This window comes from Streptomyces sp. H27-D2, from assembly GCF_035828615.1.
Taxonomy (GTDB): domain Bacteria; phylum Actinomycetota; class Actinomycetes; order Streptomycetales; family Streptomycetaceae; genus Streptomyces.
The window spans coordinates 1-23,497 of sequence record NZ_JAYMZR010000034.1 but is presented as its reverse complement, the minus strand read 5'-3'; the positions used below and the strand labels follow the sequence as shown (position 1 = coordinate 23,497).

19 protein-coding genes are annotated in these 23,497 nt (G+C 72.2%); 15 read left to right on the top strand and 4 right to left on the bottom strand.

Going from position 1 to position 23,497, the window contains the following annotated elements; genetic code table 11:
- The first annotated feature begins 76 nt into the window (after positions 1-76).
- From QMK28_RS15430 to QMK28_RS15385, 10 genes are all read left to right on the top strand, one after another.
- Positions 77-1,183, top strand: coding sequence for a CaiB/BaiF CoA transferase family protein (locus tag QMK28_RS15430; RefSeq protein WP_326438166.1), 1,107 nt, complete (start codon positions 77-79; stop codon positions 1,181-1,183).
- A gap of 227 nt (positions 1,184-1,410) precedes the next feature.
- Positions 1,411-3,042: a citramalate synthase gene (gene cimA, locus QMK28_RS15425; RefSeq protein WP_326438164.1), complete on the top strand. Its 1,632-nt coding sequence runs from the start codon at positions 1,411-1,413 to the stop codon at positions 3,040-3,042.
- Positions 3,043-3,069: 27 nt separating this feature from the next.
- The gene (locus QMK28_RS15420) at positions 3,070-4,098 is read left to right on the top strand and encodes a ketoacyl-ACP synthase III family protein (protein ID WP_326438161.1); all 1,029 of its coding nucleotides are present in this window, start codon (positions 3,070-3,072) and stop codon (positions 4,096-4,098) included.
- 189 nt (positions 4,099-4,287) lie between these two features.
- Complete coding sequence (locus QMK28_RS15415) at positions 4,288-5,286, top strand: aromatase/cyclase (RefSeq protein WP_326438159.1); 999 nt, start codon at positions 4,288-4,290, stop codon at positions 5,284-5,286.
- Complete coding sequence (locus QMK28_RS15410; protein WP_326438157.1) at positions 5,273-5,917, top strand: antibiotic biosynthesis monooxygenase family protein; 645 nt, start codon at positions 5,273-5,275, stop codon at positions 5,915-5,917. The genes QMK28_RS15415 and QMK28_RS15410 overlap by 14 nt, the downstream gene beginning before the upstream one ends.
- A gap of 222 nt (positions 5,918-6,139) precedes the next feature.
- Complete coding sequence (locus QMK28_RS15405; RefSeq protein ID WP_326438156.1) at positions 6,140-6,352, top strand: acyl-CoA carboxylase epsilon subunit; 213 nt, start codon at positions 6,140-6,142, stop codon at positions 6,350-6,352.
- A 128-nt stretch (positions 6,353-6,480) separates the two neighbouring features.
- Positions 6,481-8,226, top strand: a complete 1,746-nt coding sequence (locus tag QMK28_RS15400) for a fatty acyl-AMP ligase (protein ID WP_326438154.1) — start codon at positions 6,481-6,483, stop codon at positions 8,224-8,226.
- The gene (locus QMK28_RS15395) at positions 8,226-10,094 is read left to right on the top strand and encodes an acyl-CoA dehydrogenase family protein (protein ID WP_326438152.1); all 1,869 of its coding nucleotides are present in this window, start codon (positions 8,226-8,228) and stop codon (positions 10,092-10,094) included. Before QMK28_RS15400 ends, QMK28_RS15395 begins: the two co-directional genes overlap by 1 nt.
- 47 nt (positions 10,095-10,141) lie before the next feature.
- Positions 10,142-11,383 carry an acyltransferase domain-containing protein gene (locus tag QMK28_RS15390; protein ID WP_326438150.1) on the top strand — a complete coding sequence of 414 codons (1,242 nt, stop codon included), beginning with the start codon at positions 10,142-10,144 and terminating at the stop codon, positions 11,381-11,383.
- 1 nt (position 11,384) lies between these two features.
- Positions 11,385-12,227, top strand: a complete 843-nt coding sequence (locus QMK28_RS15385; RefSeq protein ID WP_326438148.1) for a 4'-phosphopantetheinyl transferase family protein — start codon at positions 11,385-11,387, stop codon at positions 12,225-12,227.
- A 140-nt stretch (positions 12,228-12,367) separates the two neighbouring features.
- Here QMK28_RS15385 and QMK28_RS15380 read toward each other — a convergent pair whose 3' ends face one another.
- From QMK28_RS15380 to QMK28_RS15365, 4 genes are all read right to left on the bottom strand, one after another.
- Complete coding sequence (locus tag QMK28_RS15380; RefSeq protein ID WP_326438146.1) at positions 12,368-13,018, bottom strand: response regulator transcription factor; 651 nt, start codon at positions 13,016-13,018, stop codon at positions 12,368-12,370.
- A 17-nt stretch (positions 13,019-13,035) separates the two neighbouring features.
- Positions 13,036-14,316 (bottom strand): sensor histidine kinase, encoded by a 1,281-nt coding sequence (locus QMK28_RS15375; protein WP_326438144.1) that lies wholly within the window; start codon positions 14,314-14,316, stop codon positions 13,036-13,038.
- A gap of 104 nt (positions 14,317-14,420) precedes the next feature.
- Entirely contained in the window at positions 14,421-16,730 is a 2,310-nt protein-coding gene (locus QMK28_RS15370) for a TOMM precursor leader peptide-binding protein (RefSeq protein WP_326438143.1), read from the bottom strand.
- Positions 16,727-17,101: a hypothetical protein gene (locus tag QMK28_RS15365; protein WP_326438142.1), complete on the bottom strand. Its 375-nt coding sequence runs from the start codon at positions 17,099-17,101 to the stop codon at positions 16,727-16,729. Before QMK28_RS15365 ends, QMK28_RS15370 begins: the two co-directional genes overlap by 4 nt.
- Before the next feature lie 239 nt (positions 17,102-17,340).
- On the opposite strand from QMK28_RS15365, the gene QMK28_RS15360 reads away from it, so the two are divergent.
- The 5 genes from QMK28_RS15360 to QMK28_RS15340 all read left to right on the top strand — a co-directional run bounded on the left by QMK28_RS15360 (position 17,341) and on the right by QMK28_RS15340 (position 23,058).
- Positions 17,341-18,135, top strand: a complete 795-nt coding sequence (locus tag QMK28_RS15360; protein WP_326438141.1) for an AfsR/SARP family transcriptional regulator — start codon at positions 17,341-17,343, stop codon at positions 18,133-18,135.
- A gap of 72 nt (positions 18,136-18,207) precedes the next feature.
- Positions 18,208-19,836 (top strand): acyl-CoA carboxylase subunit beta, encoded by a 1,629-nt coding sequence (locus QMK28_RS15355; RefSeq protein ID WP_326438140.1) that lies wholly within the window; start codon positions 18,208-18,210, stop codon positions 19,834-19,836.
- A 278-nt stretch (positions 19,837-20,114) separates the two neighbouring features.
- Positions 20,115-21,380 carry a beta-ketoacyl-[acyl-carrier-protein] synthase family protein gene (locus tag QMK28_RS15350; protein ID WP_326438235.1) on the top strand — a complete coding sequence of 422 codons (1,266 nt, stop codon included), beginning with the start codon at positions 20,115-20,117 and terminating at the stop codon, positions 21,378-21,380.
- The gene (locus QMK28_RS15345; protein ID WP_326438139.1) at positions 21,377-22,624 is read left to right on the top strand and encodes a ketosynthase chain-length factor; all 1,248 of its coding nucleotides are present in this window, start codon (positions 21,377-21,379) and stop codon (positions 22,622-22,624) included. Before QMK28_RS15350 ends, QMK28_RS15345 begins: the two co-directional genes overlap by 4 nt.
- A gap of 155 nt (positions 22,625-22,779) precedes the next feature.
- Positions 22,780-23,058 carry an acyl carrier protein gene (locus tag QMK28_RS15340; RefSeq protein WP_326438138.1) on the top strand — a complete coding sequence of 93 codons (279 nt, stop codon included), beginning with the start codon at positions 22,780-22,782 and terminating at the stop codon, positions 23,056-23,058.
- Positions 23,059-23,497: the final 439 nt, after the last annotated feature.

Sequence of the window (23,497 nt, the reverse complement as noted above, 5' to 3'; positions counted from 1 at the left end):
GGCCTGGACCAGGCCGGGCCGGGCTGGCCTGCCGTCGGTCCATCGAGAAGTCGAGAAAGGTACCGCTGATGCGCGCATGTGCGGAACACACCGAAGCGGCGGGCCGACCGTCGCCGCCCGCACCCCGGCCGGGACGGGTGAGCCGGCGATGACGGGCGAGCGGGTGACGGGTCCGCTCGACGGACTCAAAGTGCTCGAACTCGCCGCGATCGGCCCCGCGCCCTTCGCCTGCATGATGCTCGCCGACCTCGGCGCGGACGTGCTGCGCGTCGACCGGGCCGACGGCCGCCGCTCGTTCGAGGGCTGGCACCGGGTGCTGGACCGAGGCCGACGGACCGTACGGCTGGACCTCAAGGACCCGGCCGGCGCGGCCGAACTGCTGCGCCTGGCAGCGGAATCCGACGTCCTGGTCGAGGGTTTCCGGCCGGGCGTCGCGGAGCGGCTGGGCATCGGGCCGCAGGAGTTCCGGGAGCGCAACCCGGCCCTCGTCTACGCCCGGATGACGGGCTGGGGCCAGGAGGGACCGCTCGCGCAGAGTCCGGGCCACGACATCAACTACCTCGCCCTCACCGGGGCGTTGGACGCGATCGGGGCGGCGGACGGCCCCCCGGTGCCACCGCTGAACCTGCTCGGCGACTTCGGCGGCGGCGGCATGCTCCTCGTCTCCGGCGTGCTGGCCGCGCTCTTCGAGCGGCAGCGCTCCGGCCTCGGCCAGGTCGTCGACGCCGCGATCGTGGACGGCGCGGGCGCGATGCTCGGCATGCTCACGGCGATGACCGACGCCGGCGACTGGCAGCCCCGGCGCGGCGCGAACCTGCTGGACGGCGGCGCGCCGTTCTACCGCTGTTACGTCTGTGCGGACGGCCGCCATGTCGCGGTCGGCGCGCTGGAAGAGGCGTTCTACGCCGCGCTGTTGGACGGTCTCGGGCTCGACCCGGCCGCGCTGCCGGACCGCGGCGAGCCCGCGAATTGGCCGGCGCTGCGGGCGGTATTCGCGGAGCGGTTCGCTGGGCGCGACCGGGATGTGTGGGCGGAGGTGTTCGCGTCCACCGACGCGTGCGTCTCGCCCGTGCTGAGCCTCGCGGAGGCGGCGGGGCATCCGCATCACCGGGCGCGGGGGAGCGGGCCTGCGGTGCCCGCTCCGCGGTTTAGTCGTATGCCGGTGCGGGTGCCGGTGCGGTGAGCGCAACGTTTGACCGGTTGCGGCCGGTGGACGGGTGTCCTCAATCTCCCCCGGCCGAAGGCTGGGGGAGAGCTGAATTTTCAGCCGTCCGGCGACCCGCAGCGTATTTCCGACCCGGCCGGCAGTCAGGCCGACCCACCCTCCAGCGACCCTCCAGACCATCGCCGGACCGTGGCCGCAGACCCGTACGACCGGAACGAACGGAACGACTGAGCGAGGGAGGGACGATGGCCGAGCAGCGCTTTCAGCTCTATGACACGACCCTGCGCGACGGCACGCAGCAGGAAGGCCTGGTGCTGACGGTCGAGGACAAGCTCGCCGTCGCGCGGCACCTGGACGCGTTCGGTGTGGGGTTCAGTGAGGGGGGCTGGCCCGGTGCGGTGCCCAAGGACACCGAGTTCTTCCGCCGCGCGCGCAGCGAACTGCATCTGGCCAACGCGCAGTTGGCGGCCTTCGGGGCGACCCGCAGGCCGGGCGCGCTGGTCGCCGTCGACCCGCAGGTACGGGCGCTGCTGGAGGCGGAGACGCCGGTGGTGACGCTGGTGGCCAAGAGCCACACCCGGCATGTGGAACTCGCGCTGCGCACCACGCTGGCCGAGAACCTCGCCATGATCGGCAGCACCGTACGGCACCTGGTGCACGCCGGGCGGCGGGTCTTCGTGGACGCCGAGCACTACTTCGACGGCTTCCGGGCCAACCGCGAATACGCGCTGGAAGTGGTCCGCACCGCCGCCGAGGCCGGGGCGGAGACCGTCGTGCTGTGCGACACCAACGGCGGCTCGCTGCCGGACGAGGTCGGCGCCGTCGTCGCGGACACCCTGGGCGCGACCGGCGCGCGGCTCGGCATCCACTGCCACGACGACTCCGGCTGCGCCGTCGCCAACACGCTGGCCGCGGTGGACGCCGGGGCCAGCCACGCGCAGGCCACCGCGCACGGCTACGGCGAGCGGTGCGGCAACGCCAACCTGTTCACCGTCGCCGCGAACCTGCTGCTCAAGCGCGGCCTGGAGGTGGTCCCAGCGCGCCGGCTGCGGGAGGTGGCCGCGACCGGGCGGGCCGTCAGCGAGCTGACCGGGGCGTACGCCGTCCCGGCCGCGCCGTACATCGGGGCGTCCGCCTTCGCGCACAAGGCCGGGCTGCACGCCTCCGCGCTGCGCGTGGACCCCGACCTCTACCAGCACATCGACCCGGCCCGGGTGGGCAACGCGATGCGCACCCTGGTCTCCGACATGGGCGGGCGCTCCTCCATCGAGCTCCAGGCGCGCGAGCTGGGCTACCAGGTCTCGGCCGGCTCGGAGCCGGTGGCGCGGGCCGCCGCCAAGGTCAAGGAGCTGGAGAGCCGCGGCTACAGCTTCGAGTCCGCCGACGCCTCCTTCGCGCTGCTGCTGCTGGAGGAGCTGGCCGGCGGCCGGCTCAGCCGCCCCTTCGACGTCGAGAGCTGGCGGGTGGGGGTGGAGCGGGGCCCCGGCGGCGCGGTCCGTACCGAGGGTTCGGTGCGGCTGCGGGTCGACGGGGCGCCGGTCGGCGCGACCGGCGTCGGCAACGGGCCGGTCAACGCCCTGGACCGGGCGCTGCACCAGGCGCTCGACCCGTACTTCCCCGAACTGGCCGCGCTGGAGCTGGTCGACTACCAGGTACGGGTGCTCAGCGGCAGCGCGGGCAGCGCCGCCGCCGCCCGGGTGCTCATCACCTTCAGCGACGGGCACCGCCGCTGGGGCACGGTCGGCGTCGACGAGAACACCGTCGCAGCCTCCTGGCTGGCGCTGCTGGACGCGGTGTTCTACGTGCTGCTGACCGAGCGCGGGGCCGACCACCGCAGCGTGGCCGTACCGGTGCCCGCGGCAGCGGCGGCGGGCTGACGCCCCGACGATAAGACTGGAGTGGCTGTGCGAGTGGAAGACATCTACATACGGGGGACCGGAGTCCGGCTTCCCTCGTCGTTACTGGTCTCCGACGCTGTCGCCGCCGGGGCCTGCCCGCCCCGGCTGGCCACGGCCACGGACATGGTCGCGGTCGCGTACTCGCCCGACGAGTCCGCCGCCGAAATGGCCGCCCAGGCAGCCCGGTTCGCGCTGGAGCGGGCCGACAGCGCCCCCGAGGACATCGACCTCATCCTGCACGCGGACACCTACCACCAGGGCCAGGACCTGTGGCCCGTCGCTTCGTTCATCCAGCGCGAGGCGGTCGGCAACAGCTGCCCGGCCATCGAGATCCGGCAGATGTCCAACGGGGGCATGGCGGCTCTGGAGCTCGCGCAGTCCTACCTCACCGCCGCGCCGAGCCGCTGCGATGCGCTGATCACCACCGCCGACCGGTTCTGCGAGCCCGGCATCGACCGCTGGCTCACCGACCCGGGCACCCCGTACGCCGACGGGGCCACCGCGCTCGTGCTCTCCCGGCGCGGCGGCTACGCCAGGCTCCGTTCGCTGGCGCTGCTCGCGGACTCCGAGCTGGAGCCGCTGCACCGGGGCGACGAGCCGTTCGGACCGGCGCCCTTCACCCACCGCATCCCGGTCGACTTCGAGGCCGCCAAGAAGTCATTCGTCTCGCGGGTCGGCATCTCGTACGCGATCACCCGCGCGCACGCGGGCCAACAGGCCGTGCTGAAAGAGGCGCTGGCCGACGCGGAGATGGAACTCGGCGACGCGGACTGGGTGGTGCTGCCGCACTTCGGGCGGCGCCGGCTGCGCTCCATCTACTACCAGCCGTTCGGCATCGACCCCGCCAGGACCACCTGGGAGTGGAGCCGCACGGTCGGACACCTCGGGGCCGGCGACCAGTTCGCGAGCCTCGATCAGCTGGTGGTCTCGGGCCGGGCCGCGCCGGGCGACCGCTGCGTGCTCATCGGGGTGGGGGCCGGGTACAGCTGGGGCTGTGCCGTGGTGGAGATCCTGGAGAGGCCCGACTGGGCCTGACCCGAGGGCCTGACCCGAGGGCCTGTCGCGGGCTTGCGGCTGGGCTCGCGGGGCTCCCTGATCCAGCCGCGAACCCAGTCGCAAGCCCGGAACAGGCTTTCTCCGGCGGTCGAGCCGGACTCAAGCGCTTTCTGCCAGCCTGCATTTCATCCGCCGTGCGAGCGGCGGCACCCGAAGGGAAGGTCCGCCGTGGCGCCGAACGCTACGTCCACTGTCGCCGGGACTCATGTCACGGAGCACTCCATCACCGTCGACGCCTCGGCCGAGACCCTCTACGGTCTCGTCGCCGATGTGTCCGCGTGGCCGCAGATCTTCGGCCCCACCATCCACGTCGAAGTGCTGGAGGACGTGCCCGGGGACGGCGCCGGCGAGCAGCTGCTGCGGATCTGGGCCACCGCCAACGACCAGGTGAAGTCCTGGACTTCGCGCCGCACCCTGGACCGCGCCGCCCGCACGGTGGTCTTCCGGCAGGTGGTGTCCGCCGCCCCGGTGGCCTCGATGGGCGGCGAGTGGCGCATCGAGCCGGTCGAGGACGGCGGCAGCCGGGTCGTGCTGCTGCACGACTACCGCGCGGTCGGCGACGACCCCGAGGCCCTCGCCCTGATCGAGCGGGCCGTCGACCGCAACAGCCACGCCGAGCTGACGGCGCTGAAGAACGCGGCCGAGCAGGGCGCCGAGCGCGACGAACTCCACTTCACCTTCAGCGACTCGGTGGACATAGCCGGCTCCGCCGAGGACGTCTTCGGCTTCCTCGACCGCGCGGACCTGTGGCCCGAGCGGCTGCCGCACGTCGCGCGGCTGGACCTCACCGAGGCCCCGGCCGAGGACGGCTCGACCGTCCAGCGGATGGACATGGACACCAGCGGCCCGGACGGTTCCACCCACAACACCACTTCGGTGCGGGTGTGCTTCCCCGACCGGGCCGTCATCGTCTACAAGCAGTTGCGGGTGCCGGTGGCCATGAGCGGACACACCGGCCGCTGGGAGATCGAAACCCACGGCGACGGGGTAAGGGCCACCTCATGGCACACCGTCACACTCGACCCCGAGGGCGTCCTGAACGCGCTCGGCCCGGACACCACCCTCGCCGAGGCGCGCGCAAAGGTCCGGCACGCCCTGGGCACGAACAGCTCCACCACCCTGCGTCATGCCAAACAATTCACGGAGGCACCACATGCCCGACCGTGACCCCGGTCGCGATCTCAGCAGACCCGTCACCGTCGTCAACCGGTTCACGGTCAAGGGCGACCCGCAGAAGTTCGAACGCGAGTTCCGCGAGCACTCGCAGTTCCTGCGGCGGCAGAAGGACTTCGAATACCTGGTGACCGTGCAACTCGTCGACCAGCCCCAGGTCTACGCGCACCTCGCGCACTGGCGGAGCCTGGAGGGCTTCATCGAGGTCGTGCACGCTGAGACCTTCCTCAAGCATGTGCAGCGCCTCGGACCGATGGTGGACACCGAGGCCGACCAGACGATCAGCGTCCAGCGAGTGCTCGTGCAGAACGCGCTGGAGGGCTGCGAGAACGTGGTGCTGCTGCACAGCACCGTGCTCGGCAGCCGCCAGGAGTTCGAGAGCGGAATCCGCGACCTGACCCGGCACTTCGGCTCGCTGGGCGGTTTCGGCGGCCTCGACCTGCTGCGCTCGACCGTCCGGCCGCAGATGTACCTCGGCCTGATGTGGTGGGCCGACACCGCGGCCTGCGACCGGGCGCTGGCCAGCGAGGGCTTCCTCGAACGCCGCGACCAGCTCACCCAGGTCGCCCGGATCGACGTGGAGCGCACCCGGCACATCGCCTACGAGCGCGTCATCAACGACTGAGGCGCCGACGACTGATACGCACCGCCGACGACTGCCACCCACCGCCCACGGCCGCCCCGGCCACCATCGAGGCGGCCGTCCGGCCACCGGGCGACCGCCGACGGTCATCAAAGCGTCGCCATAGAGCCGCCACCAGGAACGGGCCGAGGACCCCAGGGGTTCTCGGCCCGTTCGCGTTCGCCGCGCGAGCGCCGTTCGAGGCGGCAGGCGCACGCTGCCCCTGTGGGCGAAGACATGCGATGGACCGTGACAAGCGGCGAGCCGGACGAGCTGGAACTGGCCGCCGTCACCGCCGTGCTGCTGGCGCGGCTGCGCCGGCTCGCGGAGGAGTCGGACGCGGAGCCGGACGCGGAAGCGGCCGGACCCGAAGAGCGTGCCAACTGGCGGACCGAGCCAGCGGGTTACCGCTCCGCCGTGACCTGGACCCGGCCCTGATGCGCCCGCCGTGGAGTCCGGGGATGGTCGAGCCCGGCACGAGGGACCGTTCGTACATTCCCGGACATGCGCCATATGAGGCCGATACCGCAGAGGTGACGGCCACTACGACACGCAAGGGGGAGGCGTTGAGCGGATACCGGAACGTCACCGAACTCATCCTGGACAGGGCGGCCCGATCGCCCGGCCGGGACGCACTCGTCCTGCTCACCGAGGACGGCGGCCGGGCCGAGACGGCCGTGCGCACGGTCTCCTACGAGGAGCTGGACCGCCGCGCCAAGGCCCTCGCGGGCTGGCTCCAGGAACACGGAGCCGCCGGCGAGCGGGTGCTCATCCTGCAGTCCTCCCGGCGGCTGTTCGCCATCAGCTTCCTGGCCTGCCTGTACGCGGGCGCCATCGCGATCCCGGTGCCCCCGGCGAGCGGCCGGCGCCACCACGAGGAACGGGTCGCGGGCATCGTCAAGGACGCCGCGGTGCGCATCGCGCTCACCGACTCCGCCGACGCCCCCGAGGTCTCCCAGCTGCTGGCCCGCACCGGATACGGCGCGGTCGCCTGCCTGCCCGCGGACGCGGTCCCCGAAGGGGCCGGCTGGACCCCGCCCGAGCTGGGGCCCGACTCCATCGCCTTCCTCCAGTACACCTCGGGCTCGACCCGCGACCCGCGCGGAGTCGTCGTCTCGCACGGCAATGTGCTGGCCAACCAGGAGGCGATCAGCCGCGCCCTGCACACCCGGCCGGGCGCCCGGCTCGGCGGCTGGCTGCCCTTCCACCACGACATGGGCCTCGTCGGCCAGCTGCTGCACCCGCTGTGGCTCGGCGGCACGGCCGTCCTGCTGACCCCGGCCGCGTTCGTGAAGAAGCCGGTGCGCTGGCTGGAGGCCGTCTCCCGGCACGGCATCACGGTGAGCAGCGCCCCCGACTTCGCCTACGACCTGTGCGTACGCCGGATCACCGACCAGCAGCTGGCCGGGCTCGACCTGTCCGGCTGGGAGACCGCGGTGAGCGGCGGCGAGCCGGTCCGCGCCGAGACGATGCGGGCCTTCGCCGAACGCTTCGCCCCCGCCGGGCTGCGCCCCGAGGCGCTCACCCCCTGTTACGGGCTCGCCGAGTCGACCCTGCTGGTGACGGCCGCGGCCGACCCCGCGCCGCCCGTGCACCGGACCGTGGACGCCGCGTCCCTGGAGCACAACCGGCTGCGCGAGCCGGTCCCCGGCCGGCCCGAGCGCGAGGTGGTCTCCTGCGGCACGGTGGCCGGCGGCGACCTGCGGATCGTCGACCCGGAGAGCTGCGAGACGCTGCCCGACGGCCGGATCGGCGAAGTGTGGGTGCGCGGCGGCAGCGTCGCCCGCGGCTACTGGAACCGGCCCCGCGAGAGTGCCGACGCCTTTGACTGCTGCACCCTGGAAGGCGAGCGCGGCTATCTGCGCACCGGCGACCTGGGCACCGTCGAGGACGGCCTGCTCTATGTCACGGGCCGGCTCAAGGACATGATCGTGGTGGCCGGCCGCAACCTCTACCCGCAGGACCTGGAACGCACCGTCCAGCAGGTCAGCGCCCTGTTCGGGGCGGGCACCGCCTTCGCGGTGCCCGGCGAGCGGGACCGGATCGTCGTCGTCCAGGAACTGCGCGCCCGCAGCCGCTACGACGTCGACCTGCCCGCGCTCACCGCCGCCGTCGGCAACCGGCTCGCCGAGGAGTTCGAGGTGCAGGCGGGCGGCGTGCTGCTGGTGCGGCCCGGCACGGTACGGCGCACCACCAGCGGAAAGGTGGAGCGCGCGGCGATGCGCGGCCTCTTCCTGCGCGGTGAGCTCAAGCCGCTGCACCAAGATCTCGTCCCCGAAGTACGACAACTCATGAAGGCCGGAGTTCACTGATGGCGCCCGAGGACCGCATCGACGCACTGGAACGCGCCTTCGGCCCGCTGGAGGACCCGGGCAACGCGCTCGGCCAGGAGGCCCTGCTCGCCGCCGACGCCGACGGCGACGTGCTCGCGGTGGCCGAGCGGGTCCTCGACACCTACGCGTTCAACGCCGAGTTCGTCCCGGAGGAACTCGGCGGCAGGCTCGCCCGGATGGACGTGCTCGGCCGGGTGCTGCGCCCGGTCTTCCGCCGGGACGCCTCGGTCGGCTTCGGCTACGGGCTCAACTGCTTCTTCGCGGCCACCCCGGTCTGGACGGCCGGCGGCCCCGCCCAGCGGGCCGCCGCGGCCCGGCTGCTGCTGGACGGCCGGCGCATCGCCGTCGTCCGGCACGAAGTGGCGCACGGCAACGACTTCGTCCGCGACGAGTTCACCGCCACGCCGGCCGACGACGGCTTCCTGCTCAACGGCAGCAAGGCGGTCATCGCCAACGCCTCGCGCGCCGCCGGGCTCGTCGTCTTCGCCAGGACCGCCCAGGAGGGCGGCGGGCGCAGCCACTCCGTGCTGCTGCTGGACCGCGCCGAACTGCCCGCCGAGCGGCTCCGCGATCTCGCCCGGCACGCCACCACCGGGATGCGCAGCGCCGAGTTCGGCGGCCTGGAGGCCGTCGACTGCCCGGTGCCGGGCGACGCCCTGGTCGGCGGACTCGGCGACGGCTACGAACTCTCGCTGCGCTCCTCGCTGGTGATCCGCGGCCTCATCCCGTCCATCGTCCTCGCCGGGGCGGACACCGCGCTGCGCACCGTGGCCCGGTTCGCGGTCCGCCGCCGGGACGACGGGCGCTCCTCGCTGGACGTCCAGCACGTCCGGGACGTGCTCACCGGGTCCTTCCTCGACCTGCTGCTGAGCGACTGCCTGGCGCTGGTCGCGACCCGCGCCCTGCACCTGCTGCCCCAGCAGATGAGCGCGTACGCGGCGGCGGCGGCCTATCTGGCACCGAAGATCATCGCCGAGTCGATGGACGAGATGTCGGCGGTCCTCGGCGAGGAGTCCTTCGCCGAGGACGGCGCGTACGCGATGTTCCAGAAGCAGCTGCGCGACCTGCCGGTCACCTCGCTGGGGCACGCCGGCAGCGCGGGCCGCCAGGTCAGCATCCTGCCGCAGCTGCCGTTCTTCGCCCGGCACGCGTGGTTCAGCGACCGGGAGGCCCCGGCCGAGCTGTTCCGGCTGCACGAGGGCCTGCCGCCGCTCGACCTCGGCCGGCCCGCGCTGCTCGGCGACAGCGACCCGCTCGCCGCGACGCTGGTCGCCGTCGGCGAGCAGCTGGAAGCGGGGAGCACGGCATTCGCGGGGAGCACGGCATCCGCAGCGGACACGGGGGCCACTGCGGCGAAGACCTCGGCGGCCGGGCCCGGCCCGGACCACCGCGACGACGCGCACGCCCCTGACGATCCGAACGGCCGGCACGACCCGAACGACCCGAACGACCCGAACGCAGCCCAGCAGGAGAACCTGGAGGCGCTGCGCCACCTCACCCGGAGCCTGGTCACCGAACTCGGCGAACTGCGCAAGGTGTTCGCCTCGATGGAACCCGGCGACCGCAAGGCCCTGGTCAGCCCGCACAGCTTCGCGCAGGCCGACCGGTACGCCCTGGTGCTGGCGGGCGCCGCCTGCCTGGGCGTATGGCGGGAGCAGCGAGCCGGTGACGACGCCTTCCTCGCCGACCCCGCCTGGCCCACCGCCGCCCTCTACCGGCTCTGCCGCCGACTGGGGCTGCCGCTGCCGGAGCGCCCGGTGGCCTGCGAACAGCGGGTCCTCGCCGAGGCGCTGGCACGGTTGCACGGGCGGCGCAGCTATGACCTGTACGGCTCGGCCCTGGCCTGACGACCAGCGCCGCAGAACCTCCCCGGAGCGCTGAAAAGGAGCGAGTGATGTCCGTACCTCCGCGTGAATCGCGCGAACTTGCCTATGCCGACTGGCTGACGGAGCGGTTGACCCGCTATCTCGGCCGGCCGGTGGACGAGACCGTGCCGTTCGCCGAGCAGGGGCTCGACTCGGTCGCCGCGCTCAGCCTCTACGGCGACATCGAGGAGGAGTTCGGCCCGCTGATCGACCCCACCGACATCTGGGAGTACCCGACCGTCCGCTCGCTCGCGTGGCAGTTCGCGCTGCGCGACCCGCGGCCGGGCGACGCGGGCCAGGTGCGCGCGGCCTTCGTCTTCACCGGTCAGGGCTCGCAGCACCCGGGCATGACCTCCGGGCTGTATCTGCACTCCACCGACTACCGCACCTTCCTGGACGAGGCCGCCGACGCGCTCCAGCCGTACACCGGGCTGTCCGTCGTGGACCTGATCCTCAGCGGTGACCTGCGCATCCACCAGACGGCGTTCACCCAGCCGGCGCTGTTCGCCGTCGAGTACGCCCTCGCCCGCACCCTGGAGGCTTCGGGCGTGCGCCCGGTCGCGGTGCTGGGGCACGGCATCGGCGAGTTCGCCGCCGCCGCCATCGCCGGCGCGCTGACGCTCGCCGACGCCGCCAAACTCGTAGCGCTGCGCGGCGCGTTCATGCAGTACCTGCCCTCCAACGGCGGCATGCTCGCGACCTGCGCCCCCTCCTACGAGGCCGCCGAACTCGCCGCCGGTGAACCCGGCGTGAGCATCAGCGCGATCAACGCGGCCAAGGCCACCGTGCTGTCCGGGGACCTCGCGGGCCTGGAGCGCATCCAGGACCGGCTTGCGCTGCGCGGCATCGCCAGCACCCCGCTGAAGGTGACGCACCCCTTCCACTCCCCGCTGATGGAGCCGGTGGTGCCCAAGTTCGAGGTGGTCGCGCGCCGGCTGCCCGGCGGCGCGCCGCGGCTGCCCTTCTACTCCACGGTGCACGGCCGGTTCACCAACGAGCCGCTCTACGCCCCGTACTGGACCCGGCAGATCACCGCCCCGGTGCGCTTCGCCGACGCCGCGCGGCAGTTGCTCGCCCAGCAGACGCCCAGCCACATCGTGGAGATCGGCCCGCGGGTGGTCCTCACCCCCTTCCTGCGTCGGCTGGGCGGCCGTTCGGGTCCGATCTGCCTCGCCATGTGCCGCGGGCCGGAGAGCAACGCGGTCGATCTGGCCGGAGTGCTCTCCGCGCTGGACGCCGGGCCGCTCAACACCGCGCTGGCGAGGACCTGAGGTGGCCGACGCCGCGGACACCGTTCCGCGTCCCCTGGAGACCGAAGGCCCGCGCGGCCCTTGGGACCGGGTGCGGGCGGAACTCTCCGACACCGGAACCGTGGTGATGTTCGGGCGGGTCCCGGCCTGGCGTCCGCACGCCGACGACGCCGCGCTGCTGCGCCCGCTGCTGGGGCGCGACTGGCCGCGCTACGAGTCGCTGTCGCAGCCCCGGATGCGGGAGCGGTTCGCCGCCTCCCGGCTGCTGGTCCGGCACGCCGTCGCCGCGGTGATCGATACCGCCGCCGAGCTGGTGGACCTCGCGTACCAGCCGGGCGGGCGCCCGTATGTGCGCGGCTGCGACCAGATCGACATCAGCCTGAGCCACACCGAGGAGATGATGGTCGTCGGGATCACCCGGAAGGGCCGGATCGGCGTCGACGTCGAACTCGCGGACCGCCGGATGGCCGGCACCGGCTCGGAGTCCCAGACCTGCACCCCGTACGAACGGGCGCGGCTCGACGCGTCGGACCCCGCCGCGCGCAATGACCTGCTGGTCCGGCTCTGGACGCTGAAAGAGGCCTACAGCAAGGCCCTCGGTCAGGGACTGCGCTTCCGCTTCACCGAGTTCGGCTTCGCGCTGGAGCCGCGCGGCGCGAACGGGGCCCGGCTGGTGCGGCCCGACGGCAGCCGCATCGGCGGCACCGAATGGCGGTTCGCCACGTTCGCGGTGGACGGGGGGCGGTACGTGGTGAGTACGGCGGTGTACGACGCGGGGTTCGGAGAGGTCGCGGACCTCTCCGTGCTCACCGCGTTGGATGAGGGGTTGCTGGACGCGTTGCTGGGGGTCGCGGACGGGGGGTAGCGGTGATCTTCACGCGCAGGCCGGTGGGTGGGTGTCCTCAAGATCCCCCAGACTTCGTCCGGGAGGTGCCCCCAACGGGCTGAAAATTCAGCCCGTCCGGCGCTTGAGGACACCGTTTGCGCCCAAGCCCCGATCCGGGCTCAGGGAATCCACCCCGCCTCGTCAGCAATCCGTACCGCGTCGATCCGGTTACGCGCGTTGAGCTTGGTGACTATCGCCGTGAGGTAGTTCCGGACCGTGCCCTTGGAGAGGTAGAGGCAGCCGGCGATCTCGGCCGCGTCGGCGCCCTGCGCGGCGAGCCGGAGCACCTCGATCTCGCGCGGTGAGAGCGGGTTCTCCGGGGAGTCCCAGGCGGACAGGGCGAGTTGCGGGTCGATGACGCGCTGCCCCGAGGCGACGGACCGTACGGCGTGCGCCAGCCGGTCCGGTGGGGCGTCCTTCAGCAGGAAGCCGGTGACCTGCGCGGCCAGCGCCCGCCGCAGGATGCCGGGGCGGCCGAGGCTGGTCAGGATCAGGGTCCGGCACGCGGGCAACTGCTCACGCAACTCGGCGGCGGCGGTGAGGCCGTCGATGCCGGGCAGGTCCACATCGATGACGGCCACGTCGGGCCGGGTCTCCAGTGCGGCCTTCACGATGGCGTCGCCGCGGTCGACGGACGCCACGACTTCGAAGTCCGGCTCCAGTTGCAACAGGGCGACCAGCGCCCCGCGGATCATGTGCACATCCTCGGCCAGCAGGATCTTCACGTACAGCAACAGTCCCCCCGGACCTACCTGATGCTTGATGGCCATGCGTCGGACCCGCATGGTCAGGCCGCGGGTCTCGCGGCCGTTTCGTCCTGCTGCACCGCCGTGGATGCCGGCCGCAGGGGGGCTTCCACCGTGAGCTGGAAGCGGCCGTCGTCCCGTATTCGAGTCTGTACCCGCCCCCCCACCGCGTCGAGCCGCGTGTGGAGATTACCGATGCCGCTGCCGCTGTGGGGGGCCGGGGCCCGCGGTTGTTCGGCGACACCATCGTTGACCAGGCAGAGGCGTACCGTTTCCGCTCCGACTGTGGCTGTAATGGTACAGACCTGTACCTTGCTGTGTCTCAGGATGTTGGTGATCCCTTCCCGCAGGGCCGTGGCGAGAACGGTGTCGATGACCGGATGCAACCGGCCGCAGGAGATGACCACCGTCGCCCGGATGTCCGCGGCCGTCAAGATGGAGCAGGCTGATTCGGCTTCCTCCTGCAGTGACATGTCCCGGTAGCCGCTGGCCACGAGCCGCACGTCGGACAGGGCCTGCCGGGAGACGTCCAGGATTTCGGCCACCTCCTCGCGCGCCCGGTCCGGCCTGGTCGCCACCAGGCGATACGTCAGCTCACACTTGAGCGTGATCGCGGAGAGGCTGTAGCCCAGCAGGTCGTGCAGGTCGCGGGCGAAGCGCATCCGTTCCTGGGTCACCGCCATCCGCGCCATCTCGCCCCGGGTGGCGTGCACTTCATGGACGAGGTCGGTCAGCCGGGTCAGGCCGTAGATGACCAGGCCGGTCATCGCCGTGGTGACCGGGATGTAGATGAGGCTGATGACGCCGAGCCCCAGGAACAGGCTGTAGGCGATGAGGCTGGCTTCGACCAGTGCGAACAGCGCCCAGGCCCAGTTGGAGCGCACCATCAGCAGAATCGATCCGGCAAGCGGCCCCGCCATGCTGCCCCAGGTGATCCCGAAGGCCAGGAACGGCAGGTAGGTGAGGATGGTCTGGATGCCGAGCGTGATGACCTTTCGCCGCATCGGCCACTGCCGGGCTCGCGGCGAGCAGTGCAGGAACTGCACCACGAATATGGTGACGACACAGAACAGGCACAGCTCGATCTTGGCGCTGGTGGCAGCCGCCGAGAGCACGTTCAGCAGGGCGATGACGGCAAAGCTGCAGATGACGACCGTGGTGATCGCCCAGGCGAGCCGCGGGGCGGGAATGGCGTGATCGGGCAGGGCGTCCCACGCCCCCGAGAGCCGCGGCTCCGGCGGGGGGGAAAATCGCCCGCCCGGAGCCTCTCCAGTCGCCTCTTCCGGGAAAATCTCTTCCGCGTTGGCGAAACGGCCTGACATCGCTCACCTCCCTGGCACGCGTCCAAGAGTCGAAGTTGGACCTGAATATAGGCCCAATCGAGCCGTGTCGGACCCGCTTGCGTGCATCGAGGGAGGAACTTGGTTCATGCGAACATTGGGATGGGATTCAACTCGTGGTACGGCGTGCGACGGTCCCGCAGACCGAGCTGGACCGGCACGTCGAAGAGCCTTCCGGGCGCGAAGCGGGCCCAGTAGTGCCGCAGTCCCGGCACGATCACCTTGACCACGGGAAGCTCCGCGTCAGGACGTGTCTGGTCGAGGACCAGCAACTCCATTCCGCGTTCGCGGACCAGGGCTTCGGCTGTCTCGACATCCTGGCGAAGGTCAGCTTGAGGGACGTAGCCGTAACTGTCCGGTATGCGGCCGGATTCGGCTGGATCCGCCAGGAGATATGGCTGATTGGTGACCGTCGCGCCGGTCCACCAGGACAGCAGAGTGGGCTCCATGACGGCATATCCCGTTCCGTCCGCCTTTGCCTCGGCGACCGGAGAGAGCAGCTGTCCCATTTCGGTGATGGCACGGCGCAGCGCGAGTTCGGGGTCGAAGTGCGCTCCGAAGCCGAATGCGATGTCCTCGGCCGGCTTGTCGGTCCGGCGGGAGAGCGCCGCCATGACCGGGACGCCGAAGTCGGACGTGAGGTCGAGGACCCACAGTTCCCGGTTCATCCGGCCGTACGCCGCGCGCAGTTCCGCGAGCCACGGCTGGTCGAAGGCGTCCAGGTCGACGGCCGGCCGGCGGGTGCGGTTGTACCACCACAGGGCGACCGCGTCCCGTTCGACGAGTTCCAGGAAGCCCTGCACCACGGCGTCCTCCAAGCTGGTCCCCGCGGCGTTGCCGTTGGAGTCCGCCCAGGGCAGGCCGCCGGCCGCGCCGACGGTCCGGGGGGTGTAGTAGAGCATCGAGGTGGGCAACAGCCGATGGCTCCGCGAGGTCAGCGACCAGACGGGCGTCCAGTCGGTCGGGCGCCGCTGGTCGAACGGGGCGCAGATCTGCTGGAAGGCCGGATGGATGGCGTTCCAGCGCGCCCGGTCGCGGAACTGGCGCTCGTCGAAAAGCTGGCAGGAGTTGGGGTGCAGCGCCTGGTCGCCGAGGCCTCGCAGCGAGTCGTGAACGGTGGGCTCGTCCCCCTGCCGAGTCCCGCAGTAGCGCTCCACGGCCTCGCACAGCGCGCCGACCTCAGCCTCGAGGGCAGTGACGCCCTTGCCTCCGCTCAGCCCTCGCAGACCGCTGCGCACTCCCGCCAGAGAGCTGTCCCGCATGGCCAGATTCGGTCCGGATACAGAGCAGTTGATGCCTGCGGGCGCGCCCGGCGCGGGCCGTATCTCGGTGACGATCCCGGTCACGGGACCGATCAGATGGCGGTAGCGCGAGAGCACCTCCTCGGTGCGCAGCGTGCGGTGATTGCCGCCGGTATGCGCGGCCTTGGGGCGGGACACCGGGACGAAGGGACGCCGTACCCGCTCCGCGACCAGCTCCGGGTCGCCGCACTCGGGGCACTGCGGACGCCGGGACACCGGGTGGTGGCGGGCGCGCAGGTTGAAGGTGTCCACCACGTACACGGCCTGTTGCCCCGGGTGCCGCATCCCGGCCACCCACTTGGCGGTCTCCAGGACCGCTGCCTGGAGACCCATCGCGCGGCCGGCCGCGAGTGACGCCTCGGGCACCGGTAGCGGCCGGTCGGTCCGCAGGGCCCGCTGGACGGGGCCCTCGGCCGCTCGGTGTCCGCGCAGCCGCTGCGCCAGGCAGGACCAGCACGGCCCCTTCGCGGGCGTGAAGACCGGTCCCACCCAGGTTTCCGCGCCGTAGGGCTTGGCCAGCAGCCACGGCCGGCCCGCCGCCCGGCAGCCGGCGTCCAACTCCGCCAGTTCCGGGGCCAGATAGTCGTCACAGAGCACGAGGAGGAAGTCTGCGGCGCCGTCGGGGGCGGCGGGCCCGCCACCGGCCCCGGAGACGGTCAGCCCGGCGGCGCGGCAGGCCGCGTGAGCCGCCTCGGGGTCCGCGCGGCCCACGGTCAGCACGGACACCGAGGTGCGGGCGATGCTCTCCTCCGCCGCGCAGCTCTCCAGACCGGCCAGATCCCAGTACGCCTGGACGGCGCTGTCCACCCGGCCGCCGCGCGCCGCGGCGCGATAGCCGATCAGTTTCGCCTCGGCGAGGCGGCCGACCGCGCGGCCCGCTTCGGCCATCGGCATGGTGGCCGAAGCCTCCTTGAGCACCGTCGACAGGGTGCGCGTGCCGTCCAGCAGTGGCGCCAGAGCCTCGATGTGCGGACCGTGCAGTGCCGTGACGCCACCCGCGGACAGCAGGTACACGGCTTCTCCGGCGACCGCCTCGGCTCGCAGATGCTGCTTGAACCCCACCAGCGGGTCCTTCGGGGAGGGCCCGAGGGTCATGCGGACGCCACGCCCGAGCGGGTGTCGGGGCCGGGCTCGGGGATGTAGGTCCAGGTCGGCGACGCGAGGCCGGCCGGCGCGGGGCGATAGAGGTCTTCGATGACCAGCGAGGCGCCCATGTACAGCGGCTCGGCCGCCGACAGCCCGAACTCCGCGAGTATCGCGGCCTGTTCGTCGCCCGCCGGCGCGCTCATGTAGTGGGATTCCGCCGCCGACATGCCGAACTCCGCGAGCACCGACACAGGGTCGGTGGCGTACCGCTGCGCCAGCTCGGGCTCCAGCCCGGTCCGAGCGGCCAGCTCGGCGAATCGGTGGTCCTCGGTAGCGGTGCGGATGGCCGTGGCATCGGGCGTGGACGCGCTGGTTCCCATAAGAATCCCCCTCATGTGACGGACGCTGCGGTGGAACAGGTTCTGGGCAAGGATTCTGCGGTGAGCGACCACCGGTCGCACAGTGCCGCACTCACCATCACGGCATGACATTTTCATGATTGCGTTCATGAGCCGCTCACTGTGCCCGGCCTCCCTCCCCGTGCGACCGTCACTCAATGCTCCGAGAAGAACCGCCGGGCGGATGACCGACGGGTACGGCTCGAAAGGGGGAGCTCACCATGGAGATCAAAGTTCTGGGACCGCTCACGGCAGTGGAGCGCGGAGTTTCGGTGGTGCCCAGCGCCGCCAAGCCGCGACAGATCCTCGCCCTGCTCGCCCTGCAGGCCGATCACGTCGTGACGGTGCCGACGCTGATGGAGGAGATCTGGGGCGAGGACGTTCCGCGCAGCGCCGCCACCACCCTTCAGACGTACATCCTCCAGCTCCGCCGCAAGATCGCGGTGGCGCTCGACGGAGACCCGCTGCGCGCGGCCAAGGACGTCCTGGTCACCCAGCACGGCGGCTACCTCCTGCAGATACAGCCGGGCCAGGTGGACGTGGACGAGTTCGGGCAGCTGGCCGCCTCCGGCCGGGCCGCGTTCGACGCCGGCGACGACCGTGCCGCCTCCGAACTGCTGGGCCGCGCGCTCAACATGTGGCAGGGGCCGGCGCTGGTGGACGTACGGGTCGGCGGTGTCCTCGAACTGGAGGTACTGCGGATGGACGAGGACCGGATGGCCGCCCTGGAGCGGCGCATCGACGCCGACCTGCGGCTGGGCCGGCACACCGAGATCGTGCCGGAGCTGCGGGTGCTGGTCGCCCGGCACCCGATGCACGAGAACTACTGCGCCCAGCTGATGACCGCGCTGCACCGGTCGGGCAACGCCTGGCGGGCCCTGGAGTCCTACCAGCGGCTGCGCGGCACGCTCATCGACGAGCTGGGCATGGAGCCCTCGCCGAAACTGCAACGGCTGCACCAGGCCGTGCTCTCCGGCGACCCGCGGCTGGATGTGACGGCCGGCGCCGTCGGCTGACCGGGGTGGCGCGGAGGCGCCCGGGCCGGGCGCCTCCAGCCGACCTCTAGGCACCGTTCCTACCTTCGGCCGATGACGATCCTCGATGATCTGGCTCCGGCCGCGACGGCCCCCACGGCCCTCCCGGCCCCCACGGCCCCGACCCCCGTCCCCGACCTGCGCCGGGCCCGCGCCGAACTGCGCCGGCTCAAGGAGGAAGTGGGCCGCGGCCCCGACCCCGACGCCACCCGGCGGCAGCACGCCAAGGGCAAGCTCACCGCACACGAACGACTGGAACTCCTCTTCGACGAGGGCTCGTTCACCGAGATCGAACCGCTGCGCCGGCACCGCGCCGTCGGATTCGGCCTGGAGGACAAGAAGCCGCACGGCGACGGAGTGGTGATCGGCTGGGGCACCGTGCACGGCCGCACCGTCTTCTCCTACGCGCACGACTTCCGGGCCTTCGCGGGCGCGCTGGGCGAGGCCCACGCCGCCAAGGTGCACAAGGTGATGGACCTCGCGGAGGCGGCCGGCGCGCCGCTGGTCTCGCTCAACGACGGCGCGGGCGCGCGGATTCAGGAGGGCGTCTCGGCGCTGGCCGGTTACGGCGGCATCTTCCAGCGCAACACCAAGGCGTCGGGTGTCATCCCGCAGATCTCGGTGATGCTCGGCCCGTGCGCGGGCGGCGCGGCCTACTCCCCGGCGCTGACCGACTTCGTCTTCATGGTCCGCGAGACCTCGCAGATGTTCATCACCGGGCCCGACGTGGTCCAGGCGGTCACCGGCGAGAAGATCAGCCAGAACGGGCTCGGCGGCGCGGACGTGCACTCCGAGATCTCCGGCGTCTCGCACTTCGCCTACGACGACGAGCAGACCTGCCTCGAAGAGGTCCGCTATCTCCTCTCGATGCTCCCGCAGAACAACCGGGAGCTGCCGCCCGTCGCCCGCGGGGACGACCCCGCCGACCGGCGCACCGAGGAGCTGACCGACCTCGTCCCGGCCGACCCCGGGCGCGCGTACGACATCCGCGCGGTGATCGGCCGGATCGTGGACGACGGCGATCTCTTCGAGGTGCACGAGGCATGGGCGCGCAATGTGGTCTGCGCGCTCGCGCGGCTCGACGGGCAGGTGGTGGGCATCGTCGCCAACCAGCCCAACGCGCTGGCCGGCGTGCTCGACATCCACGCCTCGGAGAAGGCCGCCCGGTTCGTCTCCACCTGCGACTCCTTCAACATCCCGCTGGTCACCCTCGTCGACGTGCCCGGCTTCCTGCCCGGCGTCGACCAGGAGCACGGCGGCATCATCCGGCACGGCGCGAAGCTGCTCTACGCGTACTGCAACGCGACCGTGCCGCGCATCTCCATCGTGCTGCGCAAGGCGTACGGCGGCGCGTACATCGTCATGGACTCCCGCTCCATCGGCGCCGACCTGGCCTTCGCCTGGCCCACCAACGAGATCGCGGTGATGGGCGCGGAGGGCGCGGCCAACGTCGTCTTCCGGCGTGAGATCGCCGCCTCCGAGGACCCGGAGGCCACCCGCGCCCGGCTCGTCGCGGAGTACCGGGCCGAGCTCATGCACCCGTACTACGCGGCGGAGCGCGGGCTCGTCGACGACGTCATCGAGCCGGGAGAGACCCGCTCCGTGCTGATCCGTTCGCTCGCCATGCTGCGTGGGAAGCATGCCGGGATCCCGGCTCGCAAGCACGGCAACGTGCCGCTCTGAGCGGGCGTCCGACCGGCTCTTCCGGCGCCGTCCAGGATGGCGCGAGCGCCTGTCGAGGCCCCGGCCCAACCATGAACCCACCGGATACGACGGCCCGTCACAAACGGGCCCTCGCCCGGGCCCGGCACCGGGGCGGAAGAGGACAGGACCCCTGTACCGCCCCGGCCGCCGAACCTCACAGAAGCGTCATGGACGAAGGGATCGGCAGTGGCCCGCACAGTTCCAACCGGCGGGTGCCGGCAACGGCACCCGGCTCCGACGAAGGCGAGGTAGCGGCGATGCGCAGAGTCGTGATCACAGGTCTGGGCGTCGTCGCCCCCGGCGGCGTCGGCGTCAAGGAGTACTGGGAGCTGCTGACCGCGGGACGCACCGCGACCCGCACCATCTCCTTCTACGACGCCTCACCGTTCCGTTCCAGGGTCGCCGCCGAGTGCGACTTCGACCCGAAGGCCGCCGGACTCAGCCCGCAGGAGATCCGCAGGCTCGACCGGGCCGCCCAGTTCGCCGTCGTCTCCACCCGCGAGGCGATCACCGACAGCGGCCTCGACCTCAGCGCCCTCGATCCCGGCCGGATCGGCACCTCGCTCGGCAGCGCGGTGGGCTGCACGACCAGCCTGGAGCGCGAATACGCGGTCGTCAGCGACGGCGGCCGGAAGTGGAACGTCGACCACGAGTACGCGGTGCCCGAGCTGTACCGGCACTTCGTCCCCAGCTCGATGGCGGCCGAAGTCGGCTGGGCGGCCGGCGCCGAGGGCCCCGCGGCCGTCGTCTCCACCGGCTGCACCTCAGGACTGGACTCGCTCGGCCACGCCGTCGAGCTGATCCGCGAGGGCACCGCTGACGTCATGATCGCGGGCGCCACGGAAGCGCCGATCTCGCCGATCACCTCGGCCTGCTTCGACGCCATCCACGCGACGACCCCGCGCAACGACACCCCTCAGACCGCCTGCCGGCCCTTCGACCGCACCCGCAGCGGGCTGGTGCTCGGCGAGGGCGCGGCCATCCTCATCCTGGAGGAGCTGGAGAGCGCCAAGAAGCGCGGCGCGCACATCTACGCGGAGATCGCGGGCTTCGCCGCCCGCTGCAACGCGTACCACATGACCGGACTCAAGCCGGACGGACTGGAGATGGCCCAGGCCATCGACGCCGCCCTGGACGAGGCCCGGCTCGACCCCACGGCGCTCGACTACATCAACGCGCACGGCTCAGGAACCAAGATGAACGACCGGCACGAGACCGGCGCCTTCAAGCGGAGCCTCGGCGACCACGCCTACAACACCCCGATCAGCTCCATCAAGTCCATGATCGGCCACTCGCTCGGCGCCATCGGCTCGCTGGAGATCGCGGCCTGCGCGCTGGCGATGGAACACGGCATCCTGCCGCCCACCGCCAACCTCCACGAGCCCGACCCCGAGCTCGACCTCGACTACATCCCGCTGGTCGCCCGTGAGAAGCGGACCGACGCGGTACTCAGCGTCGGCAGCGGCTTCGGCGGCTTCCAGAGCGCCCTGGTGCTCGCCCGGCCGGAGAGGAACCTCGCATGAGTCCCACCACTGTGGTGACCGGACTGGGCGTCACCGCGCCCAACGGCCTGGGCACCGAGGATTTCTGGAAGGCCACCCTGGCCGGCGAGAGCGGCCTCGCCCGGGTGACCCGCTTCGACCCGGAGCAGTATCCCTCGACCGTGGCAGGCGAGGTCCCCGGCTACACCGCCGAGGACCACATCCCCAGCCGGCTGATGCCGCAGACCGACCACATGACCCGGCTCGCGCTCACCGCGGCCGACTGGGCCATCAAGGACGCCGGCGTCGAGCCCGGCCAACTGCCCGAGTACGGCATGGGCGTGGTCACCTCGGCCTCCGGCGGGGCCGTCGAGTTCGGCCAGCACGAGCTGCAGAACCTCTGGAGCAAGGGCAAGGAGTACGTCAGCGCCTACCAGTCCTTCGCCTGGTTCTACGCGGTCAACACCGGCCAGATCTCCATCCGGCACAAGATGCGCGGCCCCAGCGGGGTGCTGCTCACCGAACAGGCCGGCGGGATCGACGCGGTGGGCCACGCCCGCCGGCACATCCGCAAGGGCGTGCCGCTCGTCGTCTCCGGCGGCGTCGACGCGGCCCTCTGCCCCTGGGGCTGGGTGCCGCAGATCGCCTCCGGGCTGATGAGCACCGAGAGCGACCCCGACCGCGCCTTCCTGCCCTTCGGGACGGGGGCGAGCGGATACGTGCCGGGCGAGGGCGGTGCGATCCTGGTCGTCGAGGACGCGGACTCCGCGCGGCAGCGCGGCGCCACCCAGATCTACGGCGAGGTCGCCGGTTACGCGGCGACCCTCGACCCGCCGCCGCGACTGGTCGCCGGGCCGCCGGCGGCCGGCTCGGGACCGCCGGACCGGCTGGGGCGCGCCGCCGAGAACGCCATCGCCGACGCCGGGCTGACCCCGGCCGACATCGACGTCGTCTTCGCGGACGCGTCCGGGGTACCCGAGCTGGACCGGGCCGAGGCCCGGGTGCTGGCAGACCTCTTCGGCCCGCACGGCGTCCCGGTCACCGCACCCAAGACGATGACCGGCCGGCTGCTCGCGGGCGGCGCCGCGCTCGACGTCGCCACCGCGCTGCTGTCGCTGCGCGACGGCGTCATCCCGCCGACCGTCAACGTCCCCGAAGCGGCCCCCGAGTACCGCATCGACCTGGTCACCGGGGCCCCGCGGGAGGCGGCCCTGCGCACCGCGCTGGTGCTCGCCCGCGGCCACGGCGGCTTCAACGCGGCCCTGGTACTGCGCCGCGCCGCCTGATCCCGGGCGCTGACCCCGGCCATTGACCCCGGCCGCTCCACCGGAGAGCCCGCCGGCCACCGGCCCCGCACCCAAGAGCCCCCGGCCCCGGAGCCCCCCAAGAACCCCCCCGCCCAGATCCAGCCGAACCAGCAGATCAGAGAGAGGACCACACCATGCCCACTACCACGACCACGACGACCGCGGTGACCCTGGCGGACCTGACCCGGATGCTGCGCGAGAGCGCGGGCGAGGAGGAGGGGGTCGACCTGGACGGCGACGTCCTGGACACCCCTTTCATCGAGCTCGGCTACGACTCGCTCGCGCTGCTCCAGGTCATCGGCCAGATCCAGCGCGAGTACAGCCTGTCGATACCGGACGACGCGGTTGTCGACGCGGAGACCCCGGGCGCGCTGCTGGCCCTCATCAACGCCGGCGGGCCCACCCCCGCCTGAGCCGGCGCCCCGGCCGCCCCGCCGCCACCCAACGGCGGGGCGGCCGCCCCGGACTCACCCCCGGGGCAAGGCCGGTCATGGGACCGGCCGCCACCAAGCGGCCCGCACCATGACCGGCCCACCGCACCACCACGGAACAGCCGCACGGAACGCTCCACGGAGCGGCTCCACCGAGTAGCTCCACGGAACAGCCGCACGGAACGCTCCACGGAACAGCTCCACGTAACAACCCCATCGCATCGCTGCACCTCTGCACCGCCGCACCGAAACCGCCCACTCACTCACTCACACGACCGCCCGCCCGCCCCGAACGCCCCCACGCTCAGCCACCCCCACCGAAAGAACCGCCCGAACCGGAAGAACGAACGTCCCTCGGAAGGAGGGCACGCGATGTCGCTCGCCGCCCCCACCGCTGTGACCCGCAGGCTCGTGGTCAGTC

Bases quoted from the DNA above. Each gene is read 5' to 3' on its own strand.
- QMK28_RS15430 (WP_326438166.1), top strand. From the start codon at position 77: ATGTGCGGAACACACCGAAGCGGCGGGCCGACCGTCGCCGCCCGCACC.
- cimA (WP_326438164.1), top strand. From the start codon at position 1,411: ATGGCCGAGCAGCGCTTTCAGCTCTATGACACGACCCTGCGCGACGGC.
- QMK28_RS15410 (WP_326438157.1), top strand. From the start codon at position 5,273: ATGCCCGACCGTGACCCCGGTCGCGATCTCAGCAGACCCGTCACCGTC.
- QMK28_RS15395 (WP_326438152.1), top strand. From the start codon at position 8,226: ATGGCGCCCGAGGACCGCATCGACGCACTGGAACGCGCCTTCGGCCCG.
- QMK28_RS15390 (WP_326438150.1), top strand. From the start codon at position 10,142: ATGTCCGTACCTCCGCGTGAATCGCGCGAACTTGCCTATGCCGACTGG.
- QMK28_RS15380 (WP_326438146.1), bottom strand. From the start codon at position 13,018: ATGGCCATCAAGCATCAGGTAGGTCCGGGGGGACTGTTGCTGTACGTG.
- QMK28_RS15375 (WP_326438144.1), bottom strand. From the start codon at position 14,316: ATGTCAGGCCGTTTCGCCAACGCGGAAGAGATTTTCCCGGAAGAGGCG.
- QMK28_RS15370 (WP_326438143.1), bottom strand. From the start codon at position 16,730: ATGACCCTCGGGCCCTCCCCGAAGGACCCGCTGGTGGGGTTCAAGCAG.
- QMK28_RS15365 (WP_326438142.1), bottom strand. From the start codon at position 17,101: ATGGGAACCAGCGCGTCCACGCCCGATGCCACGGCCATCCGCACCGCT.
- QMK28_RS15360 (WP_326438141.1), top strand. From the start codon at position 17,341: ATGGAGATCAAAGTTCTGGGACCGCTCACGGCAGTGGAGCGCGGAGTT.
- QMK28_RS15355 (WP_326438140.1), top strand. From the start codon at position 18,208: ATGACGATCCTCGATGATCTGGCTCCGGCCGCGACGGCCCCCACGGCC.
- QMK28_RS15350 (WP_326438235.1), top strand. From the start codon at position 20,115: ATGCGCAGAGTCGTGATCACAGGTCTGGGCGTCGTCGCCCCCGGCGGC.
- QMK28_RS15345 (WP_326438139.1), top strand. From the start codon at position 21,377: ATGAGTCCCACCACTGTGGTGACCGGACTGGGCGTCACCGCGCCCAAC.
- QMK28_RS15340 (WP_326438138.1), top strand. From the start codon at position 22,780: ATGCCCACTACCACGACCACGACGACCGCGGTGACCCTGGCGGACCTG.